The 20792-nt window shown below is 71.6% G+C and carries 19 protein-coding genes; 9 read left to right on the top strand and 10 right to left on the bottom strand.

The features are described from left to right. Positions 1–4: 4 nt before the first annotated feature. On the bottom strand, positions 5–961 hold the full coding sequence (rsmH, locus tag OG430_RS35430) for a 16S rRNA (cytosine(1402)-N(4))-methyltransferase RsmH (protein ID WP_327356735.1): 957 nt from the start codon (positions 959–961) through the stop codon (positions 5–7). Between the two features lie 371 nt (positions 962–1332). On the opposite strand from rsmH, the gene OG430_RS35425 reads away from it, so the two are divergent. The 4 genes from OG430_RS35425 to OG430_RS35410 all read left to right on the top strand — a co-directional run bounded on the left by OG430_RS35425 (position 1333) and on the right by OG430_RS35410 (position 6932). Continuing rightward, complete coding sequence (locus OG430_RS35425; protein ID WP_327356734.1) at positions 1333–1890, top strand: beta-class carbonic anhydrase; 558 nt, start codon at positions 1333–1335, stop codon at positions 1888–1890. Positions 1891–2095: 205 nt separating this feature from the next. Continuing rightward, the gene (locus OG430_RS35420; protein ID WP_327356733.1) at positions 2096–3142 is read left to right on the top strand and encodes an AAA family ATPase; all 1047 of its coding nucleotides are present in this window, start codon (positions 2096–2098) and stop codon (positions 3140–3142) included. Continuing rightward, positions 3142–4518 carry a DUF58 domain-containing protein gene (locus tag OG430_RS35415; RefSeq protein WP_327356732.1) on the top strand — a complete coding sequence of 459 codons (1377 nt, stop codon included), beginning with the start codon at positions 3142–3144 and terminating at the stop codon, positions 4516–4518. The genes OG430_RS35420 and OG430_RS35415 overlap by 1 nt, the downstream gene beginning before the upstream one ends. After that, positions 4515–6932, top strand: coding sequence for a transglutaminase TgpA family protein (locus tag OG430_RS35410; protein ID WP_327356731.1), 2418 nt, complete (start codon positions 4515–4517; stop codon positions 6930–6932). The genes OG430_RS35415 and OG430_RS35410 overlap by 4 nt, the downstream gene beginning before the upstream one ends. A 219-nt stretch (positions 6933–7151) precedes the next feature. Here OG430_RS35410 and OG430_RS35405 read toward each other — a convergent pair whose 3' ends face one another. The 3 genes from OG430_RS35405 to OG430_RS35395 form a co-directional block, all read right to left on the bottom strand. Further along, positions 7152–7565 carry a DUF3040 domain-containing protein gene (locus OG430_RS35405; protein ID WP_327356730.1) on the bottom strand — a complete coding sequence of 138 codons (414 nt, stop codon included), beginning with the start codon at positions 7563–7565 and terminating at the stop codon, positions 7152–7154. Between the two features lie 299 nt (positions 7566–7864). After that, positions 7865–8641, bottom strand: a complete 777-nt coding sequence (locus OG430_RS35400) for a methyltransferase (protein WP_327356729.1) — start codon at positions 8639–8641, stop codon at positions 7865–7867. Between the two features lie 93 nt (positions 8642–8734). Then, complete coding sequence (locus OG430_RS35395) at positions 8735–9253, bottom strand: SAV_6107 family HEPN domain-containing protein (RefSeq protein WP_327356728.1); 519 nt, start codon at positions 9251–9253, stop codon at positions 8735–8737. Between the two features lie 242 nt (positions 9254–9495). On the opposite strand from OG430_RS35395, the gene OG430_RS35390 reads away from it, so the two are divergent. The 5 genes from OG430_RS35390 (at position 9496) to OG430_RS35370 (ending at position 15541) form a co-directional block, all read left to right on the top strand. Then, entirely contained in the window at positions 9496–10248 is a 753-nt protein-coding gene (locus OG430_RS35390) for an ATP-binding cassette domain-containing protein (protein ID WP_327356727.1), read from the top strand. Beyond that, on the top strand, positions 10220–12304 hold the full coding sequence (locus OG430_RS35385; protein ID WP_327356726.1) for a YhgE/Pip domain-containing protein: 2085 nt from the start codon (positions 10220–10222) through the stop codon (positions 12302–12304). Before OG430_RS35390 ends, OG430_RS35385 begins: the two co-directional genes overlap by 29 nt. 86 nt (positions 12305–12390) lie before the next feature. Next, positions 12391–13005, top strand: coding sequence for a TetR/AcrR family transcriptional regulator (locus OG430_RS35380; RefSeq protein WP_327356725.1), 615 nt, complete (start codon positions 12391–12393; stop codon positions 13003–13005). Positions 13006–13369: 364 nt separating this feature from the next. Next, complete coding sequence (locus OG430_RS35375; RefSeq protein WP_327356724.1) at positions 13370–13987, top strand: DUF4126 domain-containing protein; 618 nt, start codon at positions 13370–13372, stop codon at positions 13985–13987. Between the two features lie 90 nt (positions 13988–14077). Then, positions 14078–15541 carry a phytoene desaturase family protein gene (locus OG430_RS35370; RefSeq protein WP_327356723.1) on the top strand — a complete coding sequence of 488 codons (1464 nt, stop codon included), beginning with the start codon at positions 14078–14080 and terminating at the stop codon, positions 15539–15541. A 287-nt stretch (positions 15542–15828) separates the two neighbouring features. On the opposite strand, the gene OG430_RS35365 is transcribed toward OG430_RS35370, so the two are convergent. The 6 genes from OG430_RS35365 to OG430_RS35340 form a co-directional block, all read right to left on the bottom strand. After that, on the bottom strand, positions 15829–16713 hold the full coding sequence (locus OG430_RS35365) for a hypothetical protein (protein WP_327356722.1): 885 nt from the start codon (positions 16711–16713) through the stop codon (positions 15829–15831). A gap of 51 nt (positions 16714–16764) precedes the next feature. Continuing rightward, positions 16765–17688 (bottom strand): methylenetetrahydrofolate reductase [NAD(P)H], encoded by a 924-nt coding sequence (metF, locus tag OG430_RS35360; protein ID WP_327356721.1) that lies wholly within the window; start codon positions 17686–17688, stop codon positions 16765–16767. A gap of 131 nt (positions 17689–17819) precedes the next feature. Continuing rightward, positions 17820–18464, bottom strand: coding sequence for a thiamine phosphate synthase (thiE, locus tag OG430_RS35355; RefSeq protein WP_327356720.1), 645 nt, complete (start codon positions 18462–18464; stop codon positions 17820–17822). A gap of 106 nt (positions 18465–18570) precedes the next feature. Continuing rightward, positions 18571–18951 carry an Rv2175c family DNA-binding protein gene (locus tag OG430_RS35350; protein ID WP_327356719.1) on the bottom strand — a complete coding sequence of 127 codons (381 nt, stop codon included), beginning with the start codon at positions 18949–18951 and terminating at the stop codon, positions 18571–18573. Between the two features lie 107 nt (positions 18952–19058). Further along, positions 19059–20300 (bottom strand): NAD(P)/FAD-dependent oxidoreductase, encoded by a 1242-nt coding sequence (locus tag OG430_RS35345; protein WP_327356718.1) that lies wholly within the window; start codon positions 20298–20300, stop codon positions 19059–19061. Between the two features lie 103 nt (positions 20301–20403). Next, the gene (locus tag OG430_RS35340) at positions 20404–20745 is read right to left on the bottom strand and encodes a hypothetical protein (RefSeq protein WP_327356717.1); all 342 of its coding nucleotides are present in this window, start codon (positions 20743–20745) and stop codon (positions 20404–20406) included. Positions 20746–20792 lie beyond the last annotated feature (47 nt).

Raw genomic sequence — 20792 nt, 5'->3', positions numbered from 1 at the left:
TCGCTCACACGAGGGCCTCCCTGATGCGCTGCGCCCCGCGCAACCGGGCCGGGGCCGCCCTGCGGTTCTCGGCGACCTCCTCCTCGGTGGGGAGTTCGGCGCCGCGGGTGAGCAAGGTCAGGCGCGGCTGGTAGCGCTCGGGCACGACCGGCAGTCCGGGCGGCGCGGTGGTGGCCGCGCCGGCCGCGAAGACCTGCTTGACCAGGCGGTCCTCGAGCGAGTGGTACGACAGGACGGCGATCCGGCCGCCGACCGCGAGGGACTTCACGGCTGCGGGGATCGCCCGCTCCAGGACGGTGAGTTCGCCGTTCACCTCGATGCGCAGGGCCTGGAAGGTGCGCTTGGCCGGGTTGCCGCCGGTGCGCTTGGCCGCCTGCGGCAGCGCGTCACGGATGAGCTCGACGAGCCGGGCGCTGTTGCTGAACGGCTCCTTGTCGCGCTCGCGCACGACGGCCGAGACGATCCGCTTGGCCTGCTTCTCCTCGCCGTACGCCCGCAGGATCCGCACCAGTTCGCCCGGCGGATAGGTGTTGAGCACCTCGGCGGCGCTCATCCCGGTCGTCTGGTCCATGCGCATGTCCAGCGGCGCGTCCTGCGCGTAGGCGAACCCCCGGTCCGCCTCGTCGAGTTGCATCGAGGAGACGCCGAGGTCGAAGAGGATGCCCTGGACGCTCGGGATGCCGAGGCGGTCCAGTACGTCGGGGAGTTCGTCGTAGACCGCGTGCACCAGGGTGGCCCGCTCGCCGAAGGGCGCGAGGCGCTCGCCGGACAGACGGAGCGCTTCCTTGTCGCGGTCGAGGGCGACGAGGCGGGCCTCGGGGAAGCGGGAGAGCAGGGCCTCGCTGTGTCCGCCGAGGCCGAGGGTGCAGTCGACGACCACCGCTCCGGGCTTCGCGAGTGCCGGGGCCAGCAGGTCCAGGCACCGGTGGAGCATCACCGGAACGTGTCGGGTCTCGCTCAATGCACCCTCTCAGGTCCGGCGCGGGCGCGTACGCGACGGCCGGGTCCCCGCCCGCTCGAAGGGGAGGCCTGCCGGCGCCGGGAAAGTGGCGTCAGCCGACCGGGAGCGGGAGGAGGCCGAGCCGTACGTACGCCTCGCGCACGTGGCGGAGATCCGCTGAGAATCTCCGGGATTTCGCGTCACTTTAGTCCACGCTGTCCCCCGGTCAACGTCCGGCCGTCGATCGGAAGCGCGCGTCGCGCGAGCGCCGGTTCACCCGACCGGACGAGTCCGAACCAGGCCTGTGCGTTACCTCACAACAACGCTTGTTGACGTTCTTTGTCCGCTCTCACAGCAGGCTGTGGGCCTGTGTGCGCACTACCGTCGGAGTCATGACGACTTCCGCTTCGCTGCCCACGGAGCCCACGGACCCCGCCGGCGCCATATCCACCGGTGGCACCGTCACGGATCGCCTCGTAGACGCGAACCATCGGTACGCCGCCGGCTTCTCCGACCCCGGCATGGATGCCCGCCCCGTACTGAAGGTCGCCGTCGTCGCGTGCATGGACGCGCGCCTCGACCTGCACGACGCGCTCGGCCTGGAACTGGGCGACTGCCACACCATCCGCAACGCGGGCGGCGTGGTCACCGACGACGTGATCCGCTCCCTGACCATCAGCCAGCGCGCGCTCGGCACCCGCAGCGTCGTGCTCATCCACCACACCGGCTGCGGTCTGCTCACCCTGACCGAGGACTTCCGGCACGAGCTGGAGGACGAGGTCGGTCAGCGGCCGGCCTGGGCCGTCGAGGCCTTCCGGGACGTCGACCAGGACGTACGGCAGTCCATGCAGCGCGTGCGGACCTCGCCGTTCCTGCTGAACCGGGACGACGTACGCGGCTTCGTCTTCGATGTGAAGACCGGTCTGCTGCATGAGATCGATCCCGCCTAGCAACCCGCCCAGCACCCGGAAAACCCCCTAAGACCCGACATATCGCCGCCAGTTATCCACAGGCGAGTGACACAACGCGGTGGCGGCAACAAGAATGCGGGTGGGACATCCCGTCGGAACCATTCGGCGGTGGTGTCCGTGTTTCGGGGTGGGCCGGGTCGAACGGATGGCGTCGGCCTGGATGGAAAGGGCCGAGGAGGGCCGGGTGACGACCTATGAAGATCGAGCGAGCCTCACTGATCTGACCACCACTGTGGAGCGAGTGCGCAGGTCGGTGGAGGGTGTGATCGAGGGCAAGCCGGAGGTCGTACGGCTTTCGCTGACGGTGCTCCTCGCCGAGGGACATCTGCTGATCGAGGACGTGCCGGGCGTCGGCAAGACCATGCTGGCCAAGGCGCTGGCACGGTCCATCGACTGCTCGGTGCGGCGTATTCAGTTCACGCCGGACCTGCTGCCGTCGGACATCACCGGTGTGTCCATTTTCGACCAGCAGCGCCGGGACTTCGAGTTCAAGCCGGGCGCGATCTTCGCGCAGATCGTGATCGGCGACGAGATCAACAGAGCCTCGCCGAAGACCCAGTCGGCGCTGCTCGAGTCGATGGAGGAGCGCCAGGTCACCATCGACGGGCAGACGTACGAACTGCCCAATCCCTTCATGGTGGTGGCGACCCAGAACCCGGTCGAGATGGAGGGCACCTACCCGCTGCCGGAGGCACAGCGCGACCGTTTCATGGCGCGTGTCTCGATCGGCTACCCCAGCGCGGAGGCCGAGTTGCAGATGCTCGATGTGCACGGCGGGGTCTCGCCGCTGGACGACCTGCAGCCGGTGGCGCACGCGCACGAGATCGTGAAGCTGATCGACGCGGTGCGCTCGGTGCACGTCTCCGACGCGGTGCGCCGCTATGCGGTGGAGCTCGTCTCGGCCACCCGTAACCACCCCGACCTGCGGCTCGGCGCATCCCCGCGCGCGACGCTGCACCTGCTGCGTGCGGCCAAGGCCTCGGCGGCCCTGAGCGGGCGCGAGTACGCGCTGCCGGACGACATCCAGGCACTCGCCGTCGCCGTCCTCGCGCACCGGCTGCTGCCCACCGCGCAGGCGCAGTTGAACCGGCGTACGGCCGAGCAGGTCGTCCTGGAAATCCTGCAGCGCACCCCGGTGCCGGCCACCCAGGCCCCCGGCGGCGCCTACGGCACGGGCCGGCCCGCGGCTCCGTCGTACAACCACCAGCCGCCCGGCCCGCGAGGTCTGTGATGACGGCCGGGGGGCCGCCGCACCGACCCGCCACGGCGGACGGTGAGGGTGCGAAGGGCGGTCTGCGCACGGCGCTTTCGGGGCTGACCACGCGCGGACGCTCGTTCCTCGCGGCCGGGGTCGCGGCCGCCGTGTGTGCGTACGTCCTGGGCCAGAGCGATCTGCTCCGGGTGGGGCTGCTGCTCGCGGTCCTTCCGCTGGTCTGCGCCCTGGTGCTCTACCGCACCCGGTACCGGGTGGCCGGCAGTCGCCGGCTTGCGCCCGGCCGGGTGCCCGCGGGTTCCGAGTCCCGGGTCCATCTGCGGATCGACAACGTCTCGCGGCTGCACACGGGGCTGCTGATGCTGCAGGACCGGGTGCCGTACGTGCTCGGTCCCCGGCCGCGCTTCGTGCTCGACCGGGTGGAGGCGGGCGGGCGTCGCGAGGTGTCCTATCGCGTACGTTCCGACCTGCGCGGACGCTATCCACTGGGGCCTCTCCAGCTGCGCCTGACCGATCCGTTCGGCATGTGCGAACTGACCCGGTCCTTCAGCGCGTACGACACCCTGACGGTCATCCCGCGCGTGACGCCGCTGCCCGCGGTGCGGCTGTCCGGCGAGTCCCTCGGGTACGGCGACGGACGGCAGCGTTCGCTCGCCCTGGCCGGCGAGGACGATGTGATCCCGCGCGGCTACCGGCACGGCGACGATCTGCGCCGGGTGCACTGGCGCTCCACCGCGCGGTACGGCGAGCTGATGGTGCGCCGCGAGGAGCAGCCGCAGCGCGCCCGCTGCACGGTGTTGCTCGACACCCGGCGGGCCGCCCATCAGGGCGCAGGACCGGACTCGGGCTTCGAGTGGGCCGTCTCGGGGACCGCCTCCGCGCTGGTGCACATGCTCGAACGGGGTTATTCGGTACGGCTGTTGACCGACACGGGCAACTCCGTGCCGGGTGAGGGCTCCGACGGTTTCGCGGGCGCCAGCCAGGAGTCGGCGGACGCGGCGGGGCTGATGATGGACACCCTCGCGGTGATCGACCACTCGGACGGCGGGCCCGGCCTTTCACCTGCGTACGACCTGCTGCGCAGCGGGAACGAGGGGCTGTTGATCGCCTTCCTGGGCGATCTGGACGAGGAGCAGGCGGCCGTGGTCGCGCGGATGCGGCAGCGCAGCGGGGCGGCCGTCGCCTTCGTGCTCGACAGCGATGCGTGGGGCGGCGCCCTCGGTACCTCGGCCCGGCTCGAGGAGCGGTTGCGGCTGCTGCGCGAGGCGGGCTGGACCGCCGTCGGGGTGCAGCCGGGGGACACGCTGCCCGAGCTGTGGCAGCTGGCCGACCGGCAGCGCACGAGTGCCGGTCCCGCACCGGTGGGCGGAACGACAACAGGGGGATGGACATGAGCGGTCGCGCGCGCCTCGCGCTGTGCGCGATGGTCGCCACGATGCTGGCGGCGTGCGCGATGCTGCCGCTGGTCGACAAGGGCACCTGGATCCTGCAGGCCGCGTTTCTGCTCGCGATCCAGACCGGGGTCGGGGCGGCCGCCCGGCGGGTGCCGCTGGCCCGGCCGCTGACCGTGGTCGTGCAGGCCGTGGTCACGTTGCTGCTGCTCACGCTGGTGTTCGCGCGCGAGCAGGCGATCGCCGGCCTGGTGCCCACGCCGGACGTCATCGAGCGGTTCGGCACGCTGTTGCAGGCCGGGACCGACGATGTGAGCCGGTATGCGATTCCGGCGCCGCTCGTGGACGGCATCCGGTTGATGCTGGTCGGGGGGGTCCTGGTGATCGGGCTCGCGGTGGACGCCCTCGCGGTGACGTTCCGGACCGCGGCCCCGGCGGGGCTGCCGCTGCTCGCGCTGTACTCGGTGGCCGCGGGGCTTTCCGACGGCGGGGCGGGCTGGCTGTGGTTCGTGCTCGCCGCGGCGGGCTATCTGCTGCTGCTCCTCGCCGAGGGCCGGGACCGGCTCTCGCAGTGGGGGCGGGTCTTCGGCGGAGCCCCGCGCAAACCGAGCGCGGTGGCCGCGTCGATGGAGACGCCGAGCGGGTCGGCGATCGCACCGGTCCGCACGGGCCGGCGCATCGGCGTCGTGGCCCTCGGCATCGCGCTCGCGGTGCCCGCCCTGCTGCCCGCCATGGACGGCGGCCTGCTCGACAGCACCGGGAACGGCTCCGGCACGGGCCCGGGCGGCGGCACCATCTCGGCGGTCAACCCGCTGGTCTCGCTGCAGAACAGCCTGACCCAGCCGGAGGACCGCGAGGTGCTCTCGTACCGCACCAACTCCAAGGACACGCAGGACCTTTATCTGCGGATCGTCTCGCTCGACCAGTTCGACGGCACGTCCTGGAAGCCGGCCGAACGACGCATCGAGGGTGTGCCGTCGCCGTTCCCGGACCCGGTGGGCCTCAGCCCCCAGGTGCGCAGGGCCGAGGTCAAGAGCCGGATCACCGCGGACGACCAGTACGCCCAGGACTGGCTGCCCATGCCCTATCCGGCAACCCGGGTCGCCATCGACGGGCGCTGGCGGTTCGAGCCGATCGGGCGGGCCCTCGTGGGTGACCGCGGGGAGACCACGAAGGGCAAGACGTACGAGGTCGAGAGCCTGCTCGTGCAGCCGACCGCGGAGCAGCTGGCGGCGGCCCCGCCCGCGCGCTCCGCGATCGCCAAGGAGTTCACCCAGGTCCCCGACTCTCTGCCGCGCGACGTGTACACGGCAGCCCAGAACGTGACCGAGGGCGCGTCGAACGACTACGAGCGCGCGATGAAACTCCAGGAGTGGTTCACCAACACGGGTGGCTTCACCTACAAGACCGACGTGGACGCGGGCAGCGGTTCGGCGGCGATCAGCAGCTTCCTCAAGCAGAAGGAGGGCTTCTGCGTCCACTTCTCGTTCTCCATGGCGGCGATGGCCAGGACCTTGGGCATTCCGGCCCGCGTCGCGGTGGGCTTCACGCCCGGCACGTCGCAGTCGGACGGCAGCATGTCGGTGGGGCTGCGGGATGCGCACGCCTGGCCGGAGCTGTACTTCGAGGGCGTGGGCTGGACCCGCTTCGAGCCGACGCCCGGCCGTGGCAACCTGCCCGACTACACGGCGGTGGACACCCCCACCGACAACCCGAGCGACGGCGTCGTCCGGCCGCAGCCCTCGGAGTCGGCCGCGCCGTCCGGTGAGCCCTCGGCGCAGCCTTCGCAGAGCTGCAGCCCGCAGCAGCGGAAGCTCGACGGCTGCCCGGCTGCCGCCGACCCGAACGCGGGGGCGGGTGGCGGCGACGACGGGTTGCCGTGGGGCACGATCACGGCGGCGACGCTGGGCGGTCTGGTGCTGCTCCTCGTGCCGCTGCTGCCGCTGTTGTGGCGCACGCGGGTACGGGCGGTGCGCCTCGGCTCGGGCGGTCGTACGCCGGATGAGGTGTCCGGGCGGACCCTTGCGGCCTGGCTCGAGGTGACCGATACGGCGTGGGACCACGGCATCCTGCCGGACGAGTCGCTGACGCCCCGGAAGTCGGCCGCGCGGATCGTGCGGATCGGCCGCCTTGACCCGGCCTCGGCGGAGGCCGTGCATCGGGTGGCGGCGGCGGTCGAGCAGGTGCTGTACGCGCCCGAGCCGCGTCCCACGTCCGGACTGGCCGAGGATGCCCGGCGGGTGCGGGCCGGACTGCGGGCCGACTTGAACGGTGGCGGACGGCTGAGGGCGTCGCTGCTGCCTCGTTCGGCTGTCCGGGTGGCGTGGGCCTGCTCGGCCCGGTGGGCGGAGCTGACCGGCGGTCTCGGTGACCGGCTGGCGGGGATGGTGCGGCGGCCCGGCAAGCAGGAAGGCTGATCCCCCCGCTCGGCCCCCGCGGGGGCCGAGCGGGACAGCACATGGGTGAGGGGCGAACACCTTGCGGTGTTCGCCCCTCACCCATGTGCTTGGAGTGTGAGCGCCGGTCGGCCGGCCATCGCGTGTGCGTGCCGGCTGTCGTGGCGTGTGAGCGCCGGTCAGCCTGGTTCTACCCGGGCTGTACCGGATCTGTCTCGACTTTGGTGCTCGGCCCTGGTGCTACTGGCCTTGCTCGTCCCGGCGGCGCTGCCAGCGCTGCTCGATCCGGTCCATCATCGAGCGGCGCTGCCGGCCCTGGCGACGGGTCTGAGTGGTGCCGGGCGCCGCAGCACCCGGGGCCTGCTCGCCCGGCTTCGGGGACTTGCGCCAGCCGGTGACCGCAAGCACGGCGCAGCCCAGCATGACGAGGAATCCCACGACGCTGATCCACCACTGCTTACCGCCGTCGGCGATCATTCCTGCCATGAGGAGCGTGATACCCACCAGAAAGCCCGCGACCGCTTGGTAGACCCGCTTCCGGGTGTACGTACGCAGCCCGCTTCCCTCAAGCGCTGTCGCGAACTTGGGATCTTCGGCGTACAGCGCTCGCTCCATCTGCTCGAGCATTCGCTGCTCGTGCTCCGAGAGCGGCACGGAGTCCTCCTCATCGTGCAGTCGCCGGGGCGACCGGGGGTCCCCTTCAGGATAGGCAGGGAATCGCCCCCGTGAAACCCGCCCCTCTACGCCAATTCGCCATTCCGAGCCGCCATGGAGGTCCGGAGTGCTGAGGCGTGCATTCCCCAGTCGCCGATCCGTCATGCCGGACGGTGCCCCTCGATCATACGGGGAGTGGCGGCTGATCGGGGGGCCTGTGGCGTACTCCATCTGCGGCTGCGGGCCTGATCAGGGGGACCACACAGGATCCGGGGCTTCCGGATCCCCCCGTCTCGTACTTATCGCTGAACTTCGCCGAACTTCTCGCCCAGTACGTGCAGCTGGGTGGCGACGGAGTGGAACGCGGGCAGTTCGGCGGCCGCGGCCTCGAGCTTGATGAGTGCGTCCAGGGCGCCCGGCTCGGTGTCCACGAGGACGCCGGGGACCAGGTCGGCGAAGACGCGCACGCCGTGTATGGCGGCGATCCGCAGGCCACGGGCCGTGACCAGCTCGGTCAGTTGCTCGGCGGTGAAGCGGTGCGGCACCGGGTCACTCTCGCCCCAGCGGCCGTCCGGGTCACTGAGCGCCTGCCGGGCCTCGGTGAAGTGGCCGGCCAGGGCCCTGGCGAGCACCGCGCCGCCGAGACCCGCGGCGAGCAGGCTGAGGGTGCCGGCTTCGCGCAGCGCGTCGACGACGTTGCGTACGCCGTCGGCCGGGTCGTCCACGTACTCGAGGACGCCGTGGCAGAGCACCACGTCGTACGCACCGCGCTCGACCACGTCGAACAGGCCGTGGGCATCGCCCTGGACGCCTCGCACCCGGTCGGCGACCCCGGCCTCGGCGGCGCGGCGCTCGAGAGCGAACAGCGCGTTCGGGCTCGGGTCGACGACGGTGACGCGGTGGCCGAGACGGGCGACGGGCACGGCGAAGTTGCCGCTGCCGCCGCCCGTGTCGAGTACGTCGAGGGAGCCTGACTCCTGCCCCGTCGCCTTGACCTGACGGTCCAGGGCGTCCTTGAGGACCTCCCAGACCACGGCGGTCCGGAGAGAAGCGCGGGGGCGCATCGGGTCCGACACGGCAGTTGACTCCTCGGGCAAGGCGGAAAGTGCGGCCGTTCCCACCCTAATGGGCGCTGGACGGTGCTCAGCCATCCTTCACTTCCGGCTCGATCACACCTGTCCCGGCCGTGGCTGCGGCAGGACCGGCTGCAGGACCAGCATCCGCTCGACCAGGCGCAGGAACATCGCCACGTCCCGCACCAGATCGTCGGCGTCCCGGGTGGTCGCGGCGCCCTGGATGCCGGCTTCGGCCCGGGCCCTGCGGCGGGCTCCCGAGGCGAACAGGGCGCTCCACTCGGTCAGTTCGGGCGCTATCTCGGGGAGCACTTCCCAGGCGCTCCGGATGCGCTGGCGCCTGCGCTCGCTGGTCTCCGGGCGGCCGCGGGCGGCGAGCACCGCCGCGGCGGTGCGCAGGGCGGCGAGGTGGGCGGCGGCATACCGCTCGTTCGGCGTCTCGAGGACCGCCGCCTCGTCCAGGCCCGCGCGGGCCTGGGCGAGCAGGTCGAGGGCGGCCGGCGGGGCCGTGGCCCGGCGCAGGACCGGGTGGATGTCGCTCGCCGGGCCGGTCAGTGAGGGGGCAGGGCCGGTGGCGCGGTGCCGACGTGCGGCTGCTGCGGACGAACTGGCCATGACGAACCTCCTGTCGTCGTGTGACGGCGCAGTGGCCGTATGACACCCATCGTGAAGTACGCCACTGACAATCGGCCCTGACCTGCACTTTCGCTTCGATCAGGGGTTCGGATCAGGCGCACGGGCGTCGCGAGTGGGTTGCGGGCGAAGGGAGTTGAGGGGGCGCCTGTAGCGGCCGTCGAGGGGCACGGCATACTTTTGAACTGACCAGTCAGTTCAAAAGGGAAGAGGGGGGTCGGGCTGTGGGCACATCCGTCACGGCCGAAGGCTTCGGGCTCAAGGGGCCGCGCGGCTGGGCGTTCCGGGGCGTCGGCATCAACGCCGAGGCCGGTGCGCTGATCGCCGTCGAGGGCCCGTCCGGATCGGGGCGCACCTGTCTGCTGCTCGCGCTCACCGGCCGGATGCGCGCCACCGAGGGCCACGCGAGCATCGGCCGGCTCCGGCTGCCCAAGCAGTTGGCCGCCGTACGCAGGATCAGCGCGCTCGGCCCGGTGTCGGGCGTGACCGACCTCGATCCGGCGCTGACCGTCGGGGAGCACCTACATGAACGCGCCCTGCTGCAGCGGCGGTTCGGGGGTTCCCTGCGCGCACTGCTGCGGCCCCGGGCCGAGCGGGTGGCGGCGGCCAAGGAGCGGATCGACGCGGCACTGCGGGCCGCCGGGCTCGACACGGGTGACCTCCCGAAGGGGCGACGCACGGCGGTACGGGATCTGGAGCGGCTCGAGGCGCTGCGCCTCTCGGTGGCGCTCGCGTTGATCGGGGAGCCGCGTCTGCTCGGCGTGGACGACGTGGACCTCAAGCTCTCGGACGCGGAACGGGCCGAGGCCTGGGCGCTGCTCAGGTCGGTCGCCGCGAGCGGCACCACGGTGATCGCGGTGTGCACGGATGCGCCCTCGGGGTCGGTCGTGGTGTCCACCAAGTCCCGGAACGACGACAGCGAGAACAACGACAAGAAGGGGGCGGCGAATGCGCTCGCCGAAACTGGCCGCGCTTGAGCTGAAGCGGTTCGGCAGGGGCAAGCTCCCGCGGGCCGCCCTCGTCGCGCTCCTCCTGCTGCCGCTGCTCTACGGGGCCCTGTACCTGTGGTCGTTCTGGGATCCGTACGGCCGTCTCGACAAGATCCCCGTCGCGCTGGTCAATGACGACAAGGGCGCCCAGGCGTCCGGCAAGAAGATCGCGGCGGGCGACAGCATCGCCCAGGGGCTGCGGGACAGCCGCACCTTCCAGTGGCACGAGGTGAGCGCCGAGGACGCGCGCAAGGGCGTCGAGGACGGCACGTACTACCTGTCGCTGACGATGCCGTCCGACTTCAGCAAGCGCATCGCGTCCAGTTCGGGCGACTCCCCCGAGACGAGCGCACTTCAGGTGCGTACGAACGACGCGAACAACTACATCGTGGGGCAGATCTCGCGGACGGTGTTCTCGGAGGTGCGGTCCGCCGCGTCCACGAAGGCGTCGCGAGGCTTCTACGACAAGATCTTCATCTCCTTCTCGGACATCCACGGCAAGACCCAGGAAGCCGCCGATGGCGCCGACAAGCTCAAGGACGGGGTCGGCAAGGCCAAGAAGGGCTCCAAGGACCTCGCCGACGGCCTGAAGAGCGCCAAGAAGGGCAGCGGGGACCTCGCGGGCGGCATGAAGAAGCTGGACAAGGGCGCCGGTGACCTCGAGAAGGGCGCCGGGCAGGTCGCCGATGGCACCCAGACGCTCGCCGACAAGGTCAACGGAGCCGCGGGCAAGGTCCGTCCGTTCCTGAAGGACAACGAGCAGGCGATCGGCGACACCGCGCGGCTGGTCTCCGACTCGACCTCGGTGATCCGCGATCACCTCGGCACGCTGGTCGAGCGGGCGCCGGTCGCGGCCTCCGGGGCGCGTACGGCCTCGGACACCCTGAACACCGTGTACACGGCGCGCTGCGAGGAATCCCCGCTGCCCGACCGGCACTGCCCCCAGTTGAAGAAGGCGAAGGACGCGGCGGCCGACGTGTCCAAGATCGCCGATGACCTCAATGAGGTGATCAAGGACTACGACGGGGACGTCGCCAAACTCGACGGTCACCTCGCGAAGCTGCAGAAGCAGGCCGACGCGCTGGCCAAGCAAGCGCCGCACCTGAGCGAGGACCTGGACGCCGCCGTCGCCAAGATCAACAAGCTCAACAAGGGCGCCCACCAGGTCGCCAAGGGCGCGGACCAGCTGCACACCGGGCTGACGACCGCCAAGGGCGGCTCCTCGGAACTCGACTCGGGCGTCGGCCGGCTCAAGGACGGCGCGAACGAACTCGACGGCGGGATGTTCAAGATCGCCGACGGCTCGGTCAAGCTGGCCGGCGGCCTGCACGACGGTGTCGACAAGATCCCCGATTACAACAAGGAGGATCGCGATCAGCGCACCGACGTGATGGCCGACCCGGTCCAGCTCGCCGCCAAGTCGCTGCACAAGGCGCCCAATTACGGCACCGGCTTCGCCCCGTACTTCATCCCGCTGTCCCTCTGGGTCGGCGCGATGGTCGCGTACATGCTGATCCAGCCCCTCAACCGGCGGGCCCTCGCCGCTGGTGCCTCGGCCTGGCGGATCGCGCTCGCGGGCTGGCTGCCGGTGGCGGCGCTCGGGGCGCTGCAGACCGCCGCCCTGATGTCGGTGCTGCACTGGGGGCTCGGCCTGCAGATGGCGCACGCGGCCGGGACGGTCGCCTTCCTGCTCCTGGTCACCGGTTGTTTCGCGGCGATCGTGCAGTGGCTGAACGCCCGCTTCGGGGCCGCGGGCCGCATCCTGGTCCTGGCGTTCCTGATGCTGCAGCTGACGTCCGCGGGCGGCACGTATCCGGTGCAGACGAGCCCCGGGTTCTTCGAGGCCATCCACCCCTTCCTGCCGATGAGTTACATCGTCGAGGCACTGCGCCGGCTCATCAGCGGCGGCGGTCTCGGGCCCGTCTGGCAGGCCTGCGCGGTCCTCGCGGCCTTCACCCTGGGGGCACTCGCGCTCACCGCGGTATCCGCCCGGCGCAAGCAGGTGTGGACCCTGGACCGGCTGCACCCCGAGCTGAGCCTGTGAGCGGCGCGACCGGTTCCGGTTCCCGTGCGGCGGCCGGTTCCGGATCGGGTGCCGTGGCCAAAGCCGGACCTGTGAGAATCAAGGCCATGGACAGCAGCAGCACCCGCCGCCAGGCCACCCGGCAGAAGCTCTACGAGGCGGCCGTGACCCTGATCGCCGAACAGGGCTTCTCGGCCACGACCGTGGACGAGATCGCCGAACGCGCCGGGGTCGCCAAGGGCACCGTCTACTACAACTTCGCGAGCAAGACGGTCCTCTTCGAGGAGCTGCTGCGGCACGGCGTGGGGCTGCTGACCGCCTCCTTGCGGGAGGCGGCCGAAGGGACCGAGGAACGCGGCGGCTCCAAGGTCGACGCCCTGGACGCGATGATCCGCGCCGGACTGGTCTTCATCGACCGCTATCCGGCCTTCACGCAGCTGTACGTCGCCGAGCTGTGGCGCACCAATCGCGCCTGGCAGTCCACTCTCCTGGTGGTACGCCAGGAGGCCGTCGCCGTGGTCGAAGGGGTACTGCGCGAGGGCGTCGAGGCGGGCGAGCTCAGCGAGGAGATCGACATCCCGCTGACCGCGGCCGCACTGGTCGGGATGGTCCTGGTGGCCGCCCTGGACTGGCAGGCCTTCCAGCCGGAGCGGTCGATCGACGACGTCCACTCGGCGCTGTCCCGACTGCTCCAGGGACGGGTGAGCGGCACGCGCGCGTAGCGGCCGATGCACGGCACGCGCGCGTAGCCGCCATCGGGCACCAGGGGATGCCCATCCCCCCGTACGCAAAAACGCACCGGGTCCGGCACGGTTCGATCCCCTCGAACCGCACCGGACCCGGTGCTCATTCCCCCGTGGGCTCCCTGGTCGTCGGGAGCTCCCCGTTCCGTCGGGGGAGCCGCACCGTTCCGCCGCCCCGTGTCGTCGGTGCCGGTGCCGCGCCCCTTCCGTGGTGCCCACTCTTCCGTCTACGCGGGTTGCGGCCCATCCGCTCGCCTACTCATCTCACCCTCTAGGTACGGATACTCAGTCGTACGCACTCATGCCCAGGCCGAACCGGGCCCGTCTGGTTACGATCGCGTCCGTGTCCGTACTCCCCCTGGTGTTCACCAGCGGCTGGGCCAGCGGGGTCAACGCCTACGCGGTGATCCTGCTCCTCGGCATCTTCGGCAGGACCGGGCTGACCGATGAGGTGCCCGCGTCGATGGAACGCACGGACGTCCTCGTGGCGGCCGGTGCGCTCTTCCTCTGCGAGGCGGTGGCCGACAAGATCCCGTACGTGGACTCGGTGTGGGATGCCGTGCACACGTTCATCCGGCCGGTCTCCGGTGCGGCGGTCGGTGCGCTGCTCGCGGGGCAGAGCGGCGACTCGATGTCCGACCTGACGGCGGGCGCCGTGGGCGGTTCCACCGCGCTGGCGAGCCATTTCGTGAAGGCCGGGACTCGGATGGCGATCAACACGTCGCCCGAGCCGTTCAGCAACTTCATCATGAGCACGGCCGAGGATCTCGGGGTCGGCGGCCTCGTCTCCTTCGCGATGTTCTATCCGGAGGCGGCCGCGATCATCGCGGGCGTACTGCTGCTCCTCGGCCTGGCGCTGATCGTGTTCCTCGCCCATCGCATCCGGCGCTTCCGCCGCCGCAGAGCCCAACGCCGCGAGGAGAAGCGGCTCGCCGCAATGGCCAGGCGACCACCGGACTGAGTGGTCGACGCACCGGACCGGGAGCACCTGACCGGGTGCCCGCCGAGGCCGCGGGCGGGCCTGTCAGTGGGGGCGGATAAGGTCCCTGACATGGCACGGATTGCGGTGATCGGCGCCGGGATGGGCGCGATGGCGGCCGGTGCCCGGCTGGCCGTGGCAGGCCACCGGGTGACGGTGTTCGAGCGCGCTGAGACATATGGCGGGGCTCTGGGTCGCTTCGAGCGGGACGGGTTCGCGTTCGACACGGGTCCGGGACTGCTGCCACTGCCCGCGGTCTACCGCGACCTGTTCATCAAGACCGGCAAGCAGCCCCTCGAAGAGTGCGTGGAGCTGGTTCAGGTCGATCCGGCGGTACGCCACGTCCTCGCGGACGGCACCACGGTCACGTTGCCCAACGCCTCCCGCGCGGGCTGCGTCGACGCCTTCGAGGAGGCGCTCGGCCAGGGCGCGGGCGAGCGCTGGAGCGCGTTCCTGAACCGTGCCCGGGAGGCCTGGGACCGCACCCGTCGGCCGCTGCTCGAGGAACCCTTGTGGCCGAACTGGGAGGTTCTCGCCGACCGCGACCCCTACCCCGCCGTGCGCCGCAGCGGGCTGCTCCGGCGCAGGCCCCCGACGTTCGCCGAGGCGGCGCGGCGCGAGCTGGTCGATCCCCGGCTGATCGCGATCGTCGAGAGCTCCGTGCGCGCGTACGGCCTGGATCCGCACACCGCACCCGCGAGCGCGGCCGTACTGCCGTACATGGAGCAGGCCTTCGGCACCTGGTATGTCCGGGGCGGCATGCGGCAGTTGGCGCAGGCGGTGTACGAGCGGTGCCTGGCCCGGAAGGTGGAGTTTCGCTTCGGCGCCGAGGTGACGGGCATCGCCGAGAAGGACGGCCGGGCTGCCGGGATCGTCCTGTCGGACGGGACGCAGGAGGAGGCCGACCACGTCGTGGCAGGCGTCGACCCGGCCCGGCTGCGGAGCCTCACCGGCGACCTGGTGCAGGGAGACGTCCGAGTCGGACCCGAGGCACCGGTCCTGCCCAGCCGGTGCACGGTACTGCTCGCGCTGCGCGGCGGACCCGAGGAGGGGGCGCCGCACCACACGGTGGTGCATCTGCCCGGCGGACGCACGGTCGGCGTGCTGCGGCCCGGCGACCCGGCGCTGCGGCCGGACGACGCGCACGACTCGATGGTGCTCACGACGGTCGTACCGGCCGGGGATTCCTCTTTTCCGCCCCTGGGAGACGACCGGGTGCGGGAGCCGGCGGACGAGATGCTGTCGGCCGCCGCGTCCGCGATCCCGGGACTGCGCGAGCGCCTCTTGTGGCGCGAGGTCCGCACCCCGGCGCACATCGAGGCGGCGACCGGCGCGACGGGCGGCGCCGTGCCCGCACCTGCCCTGGCCGGAGCGGGCGGGCAGCTCTTGTACCCGTCGAACGGCACCGGACTGCCGGGCCTCTACTCGGTGGGCGGCTGGTCCCACCCCGGCGGCGGGCTGCCGCACGCGGGGATGTCCGGCGCGCTGGTGGCGGGGCTGATCGTGGAGGGGCCGGGGTTCCGGGGCTCGCAGTGAGCTGGGGCGGGGGCCGGGAGGCGGGGCCGGGGGGCGGGGCCGGAGGCCGGGGAGCGGGAGGCGGGGCAGCCGGAGGCCGGGGAGCGGGGAGGCGGCACCGGGGAGCGGCGGCTCGCAAGTGGGGGAAACGGGGCACTGGAACCAGGACAAAACCGGCGCGATTCCGCCCCTTTCCCCCCACTTGCACTGCACTCGCTCGCCGGCCGCCCTCGCCGCCGACCCGCCGCCGCGACCCCCGGCCCCACGCCCAGACCCAGCCCCAAGGCCCCCCGAACCGGCCCCGAGCCTCAGTACCGGTACTGCTGCTGCTCCCCGCTGTACCCCGCGTCGTACCCGCCGTTCTGGTACGGGTACTGCTGCTGCTCGGGCGGGAGTTCGCCGCCGAGCAGGTCGTCGCCGGAGCGCTGCTGCGGGACCCAGACGCCGCCGGCCGGGGTCTCTCCCGGGGGGTACTGGGCCGCGTACGGATCCTGGTAGCCCTGGTCGTAGCCCGGCTGCTGCCCGCCGTACGTCGCGTACTGGCCGGTGTCGTACGGCTGCGCGCCCTGCTGCCCGATGTACGGGTCGGAGTATGCCGCGTACTGCTGCGGGGCGGGCTCGTACCCGTACGACTGCTGGTCGTAGCCCGGGTTCGCGTAAGCGTCGTAGCCGTACTCGCCGGAGGGTGCGGCGGCGGGCTGGGGCGGGACCGCGCCCGCGCCGTACACGCCGTACTGGCCGGTGTCGTCCGGCATCGGCTCCGGCGCGTAGACCGGGGAGCCGACGGGTTCCGGACCGGCGAAGTCGGCGGGGTAGCCGGAGTCGTGCCCGGCGTCGTACTCCCGGCCGTACTCGGCGTCGTACTCCAGATCCGAGACCTGCAGCGTCGGGTCCTGCTCGACCGGCTCAACGCCCTTGCGGCGCCGGCTCTCCCCCGGGTTGCCGCCGAGCGCCCAGCCGGTGGAGAAGCCGCGGCGGAACGACAGCGTGACGTACGTCTGCCCGACGGCGAAGAGGATCGCGCCGAAGCCGATGACCACAACGCTGGGCATCAGCACGCCGATCACCACGCCGACGAACCCGACGAAGGCCAGCATCCGCCAGCGCAACCGCGCCTTGTACTGCAGCAGTACCTCGCCGAGCAGCCACAGCGCGACGATGCCGAACGCGGCATACAGGAGCCACCAGCCCATGTCCGCCCCTCTCGTACGGCCGCCGCGCTCAAGCGAACGCAGCTATGCCGATCAGGCCTGCGGTGGGTGATGCAGGCCTAGATTTTCGTAGATTTCCAGCGTCGCCGTGGAGTTGTTCAGCGTGATGAAGTGCAGTCCGGGCACTCCCTCGGCCAGCAGCCTCGCGCAGAACTCCGTCGCGAACTCGATGCCAATGGAGCGTACAGCGGCGGGATCGTCTTTGGATGTGAGGATCCGCTCTTTCAGCTCCGCAGGGAACGAGGCGTTGCTGAGCTCGGCGAAGCGCGTGAGCTGCTTGACGCTGGTCACGGGCATGACCTCGGGGATGATCGGGGTCTCGCAGCCCGCCGCCTCGACCCGGTCACGAAGACGCAGATAGTCGTCGGCGTCGAAGAACATCTGCGTGATCGCGTAGTCCGCGCCTGCGCGGCACTTGTCCACGAAGTGCTGGATGTCCGTGTCCCAGTCGGTGGAGCGCGGGTGCTTCTCCGGGAACGCCGCGACGCCCACGCAGAAGTCGCCCGACTCCTTGATGAGTTGCACCAGTTCGGCCGCGTACGTCACACCCTGCGGGTGCGGGACCCACTCGCCCATGGGGTCGCCGGGCGGGTCGCCGCGGACCGCGAGCATGTTCCTGATCCCGGCGTCCGCGTACTGCCCGATGATGTTGCGCAGTTCGGCGATGGAGTGGTTGACCGCGGTGAGGTGGGCGACCGGGGTCAGGGTGAAGTCGGCGACGATCTGCTGGGTCGCCTTCACCGTGCCCGCACGGGTGGAGCCGCCCGCGCCGTACGTCACGGAGACGAAGCTCGGCGTGACCGCTTCAACTCTGCGCAGGGCGTTCCACAGGTTCTGCTCGCCCTTCGGGGTCTTCGGCGCGTAGAACTCGAACGAGTACGAGGTCTTGCCGGTCGCGAGCATGTCGCGCACGGTGCGTGCGCGGTCAGTCCTGGTGGACGCAGTCCCAGTGGCCATACCGGCAGGTTAGCCAGGGCTCCCCCGCACCCCAACCAGGCCTTGCCCTTATGCCGGTTATGCCCGTTTCTTGTCCACCCTTCGGACAAAAGTGCCGACCATGGAAGTCAACGAGCGAGTACGCCCGCCACTCAGGCCCCGCGCACCCGCCTGGCCAGATCAACCGCCGCGGCCGCCGGGTCGTCGGCCTCCGTGATGGCCCGGACGACGACCACGCGGCGGGCGCCCGCATCGAGCACCTCGTCCAGGTTCTTGGCGTCGATCCCGCCGATCGCGAACCAGGGGCGGTCGGTGCCGAGCGAGGCGGTGTAGCGCACCAGGTCGAGCCCGGGCGCGTACCGGCCCGGCTTGGTGGGGGTGGGCCAGCAGGGGCCCGTGCAGAAGTAGTCCACGCCCTCCTGGACGGCGGCCGCGGCGGCCTCCGACTCCGCATGCGTGGAGCGGCCGATCAGCACGTCCTCGCCGAGGACGGCGCGGGCGGCGGGGACCGGGAGGTCGCCCTGGCCGAGGTGGAGGACCTCGGCGCCGATGGCGTGCGCGACGTCCGCGCGGTCGTTCACCGAGAGCAGCTTGCCGTGCCGCTTGCAGGCGTCGGCGAAGACGGCGAGGTGCTCGAGCTCCTCGCCGGCCTCCATGCCCTTGTCGCGCAGCTGGACGATGTCGACACCGTGCGCGGGAGCGAGCACCGCGTCGAGGAACTCCGGCAGGTCGCCCTGGCGCTTGCGCGCATCGGTGCACAGGTACAGCCGGGCGTCGGCGAGCTGGGCGCGAGACATGGAGCATTCCCCCGTGGTGCGGTGGTGTGCGGGGCCACGGCCTGCGCCGGGCCCCGTACACCGTCGGTTGTCGTCGGGCGGCTGCCGTCGGACGGGTGTCGTCAGGTCAGACGGCGAGCGCCTGGGCGCGGCGCTTCACCTCCGTGCCGCGATTCTCGCTCAGGGCCTGCGCGGGGGTGCCGGGCAGGGTCGGGTCGGGAGTGAAGAGCCACTCCAGCATCTCTTCGTCGGAGAAGCCGTCGTCCCGCAGGAGGGTCAGGAGCCCGGGCAGGCCCTTGACGATCTTGTATCCCTCTTCGGCGTCGCCGTCGATGAAGGCGGACGGCACGTGCAGCGCCCGGTTCTCACCACGGCGCACGGCGATCAGCCGGCCTTCCTTGACATGCTGTCGCACACGCGTCACCTCGACGCCGAACATTTCGGCGATCTCGGGGAGGTTCAGCCACGCGGGGACGAGAGCATCGGTCTTTGCGTCAATCTCGGTCACATGGACAAGACTGCCATCCCGGACTGACAGTCGGTACCTGGCAGCCGTCCACAGGCCGTACGACAGCCACCCGACCCGGCTCCCCGAAGGCCCGAAGGCCGTGCCGCCTAGCTTTCCAACGCGCTCTTGAGCGGCACCGAAGGATCGGCCAACCGCTCCGCCGACAGCTTCGCCCCCGACTCGATCAGCCGACGCCCCTGCGCCAGGTCCCGCGGTCGCCCCACCGCAAGGACGCCGACCAGGGCGCCCTCGCGCAGCCAGCACACCGACCAGGCGGGGGTCGCGGGGTCGCCGCGCCACACCTGGGTGTCGGCGGCCCCGTGATGCCCTGCGTACTGGACGAAGCGGCCGAACTGCTCCGACCAGAAGTACGGGACCGGGTCGTACGTCTCCGGCTCGGGCCCCGTGGCGCCGACGATGTTCGCCGCGACCGTGCGCGGCCCCTGCAGGGCGTTGTCCCAGTGGTGGACGAGCAGCCGCTCGCCGTAACGGGCCGAGGGGAACGAGGCGCAGTCGCCGACCGCGTAGACGTCGGGGGCCGAGGTGGCCAGGGAGGCGTCGGCGACGATCGCTCCGTCGGGGCCCAGCTCGATGCCCGAGCCGTCGAGCCAGCCGGTGGCGGGGCGGGCGCCGATGCCGACGACCACCGCGCCGGCGGGCAGCCGGGTGCCGTCGTCGAGGATCACGGCGCCGGGCTCGATGCCCTGCACGCGCGCGAGAGTGCGCAGTTCGGCTCCCGCCCCCGCGTACCAGGCCGCCATCGGAGCTGCGACCTCCGCGGGCAGCGCCCCGGCGAGCGGCCGGTCCGCGGCCTCGACGACCGTGACGGCACACCCCGCCTCGCGCGCCGCGGTGGCGAATTCGGCGCCGATCCAGCCCGCCCCGACGACCACGATGTCGTGCTGCTCGGCGAGCACGGGCTTCAGCCGCTCCGCGTCGTCGAGGGTGCGCAGCAGGTGCACCCCCGGCACACCCTCCGTGCCCGGCAGCCGCAGGGGCTCGGCCCCGGTGGCGGCGACAAGGACGTCGTAGTCGACCGGGCCCTCAGGGGTGTCCAGCTGATGCGCGGCGGGGCGTACGCCCGTCACCTCGCGCCCCAGCCGCAGCTCCACGCCGAGCTGCTCGAAGTCGACGTCGAAGGCGGACCCCTCGGCCTTGCCGAGCAGCACCGCCTTGGACAGCGGGGGCCGGTCGTAGGGCTGGTGCGGTTCGGCGCCGATCAGCGTGACCGCGCCGGTGAAGCCCCGTTCGCGCAGGGCCACCGCGGTCTGTACGCCGGCCATGCCCGCGCCGACGATGACCACGTGCCGCGCGTCCTGCCGCTCGCCTTGCTGCGTCTGCTCGCTCACCCGATCACCATAAACAACTGACGGTCCGTCAGGTAGGGGAGTTGCCCGAGGTCGGGGCGTGACCTCCTGCACACCACCCGGCGATCGCCCCCGGCGACCGTCATCAGCTCGGCAGCTCCTCCACGACACTCGTGCCGCTGCCCTGCCGCGACTCCCACTCCCAGGTCTCGTCGAGCCGGATCCGCCCGTCGGGAAGCTCCACCACCTCGGAGACGCAGTGCCCGGACGCGGTCTCGCCGTCGCGCTTCAACTGGACGTACCGGAAGTCGATCCGGTCCCCCGCGCGCGTGCCGACGAGATGGCCGCGTACGACGTCACCACCCGCGTACTCGGCCCAGATCGCGCCGTCCAGCTCGTGGTACGTGAACCGTGTCCGCGTACCCACCTGACCAGGCGCTTGGTCGGCGACCGGGGCCAGGACGAGTCCGTCCAGCGAGCGGGCCATAGGGGCTGGCTCCCTTCAAGGGGGCAAGGGCGACGGGCTAGGGTGGC

It is taken from the genome of Streptomyces sp. NBC_01304, from assembly GCF_035975855.1.
In the GTDB taxonomy this organism is placed as follows: Bacteria; Actinomycetota; Actinomycetes; order Streptomycetales; family Streptomycetaceae; genus Streptomyces.
The sequence above is the reverse complement of the archived record's forward strand: the minus strand, read 5'-3'. Positions and strand labels throughout refer to the sequence as shown.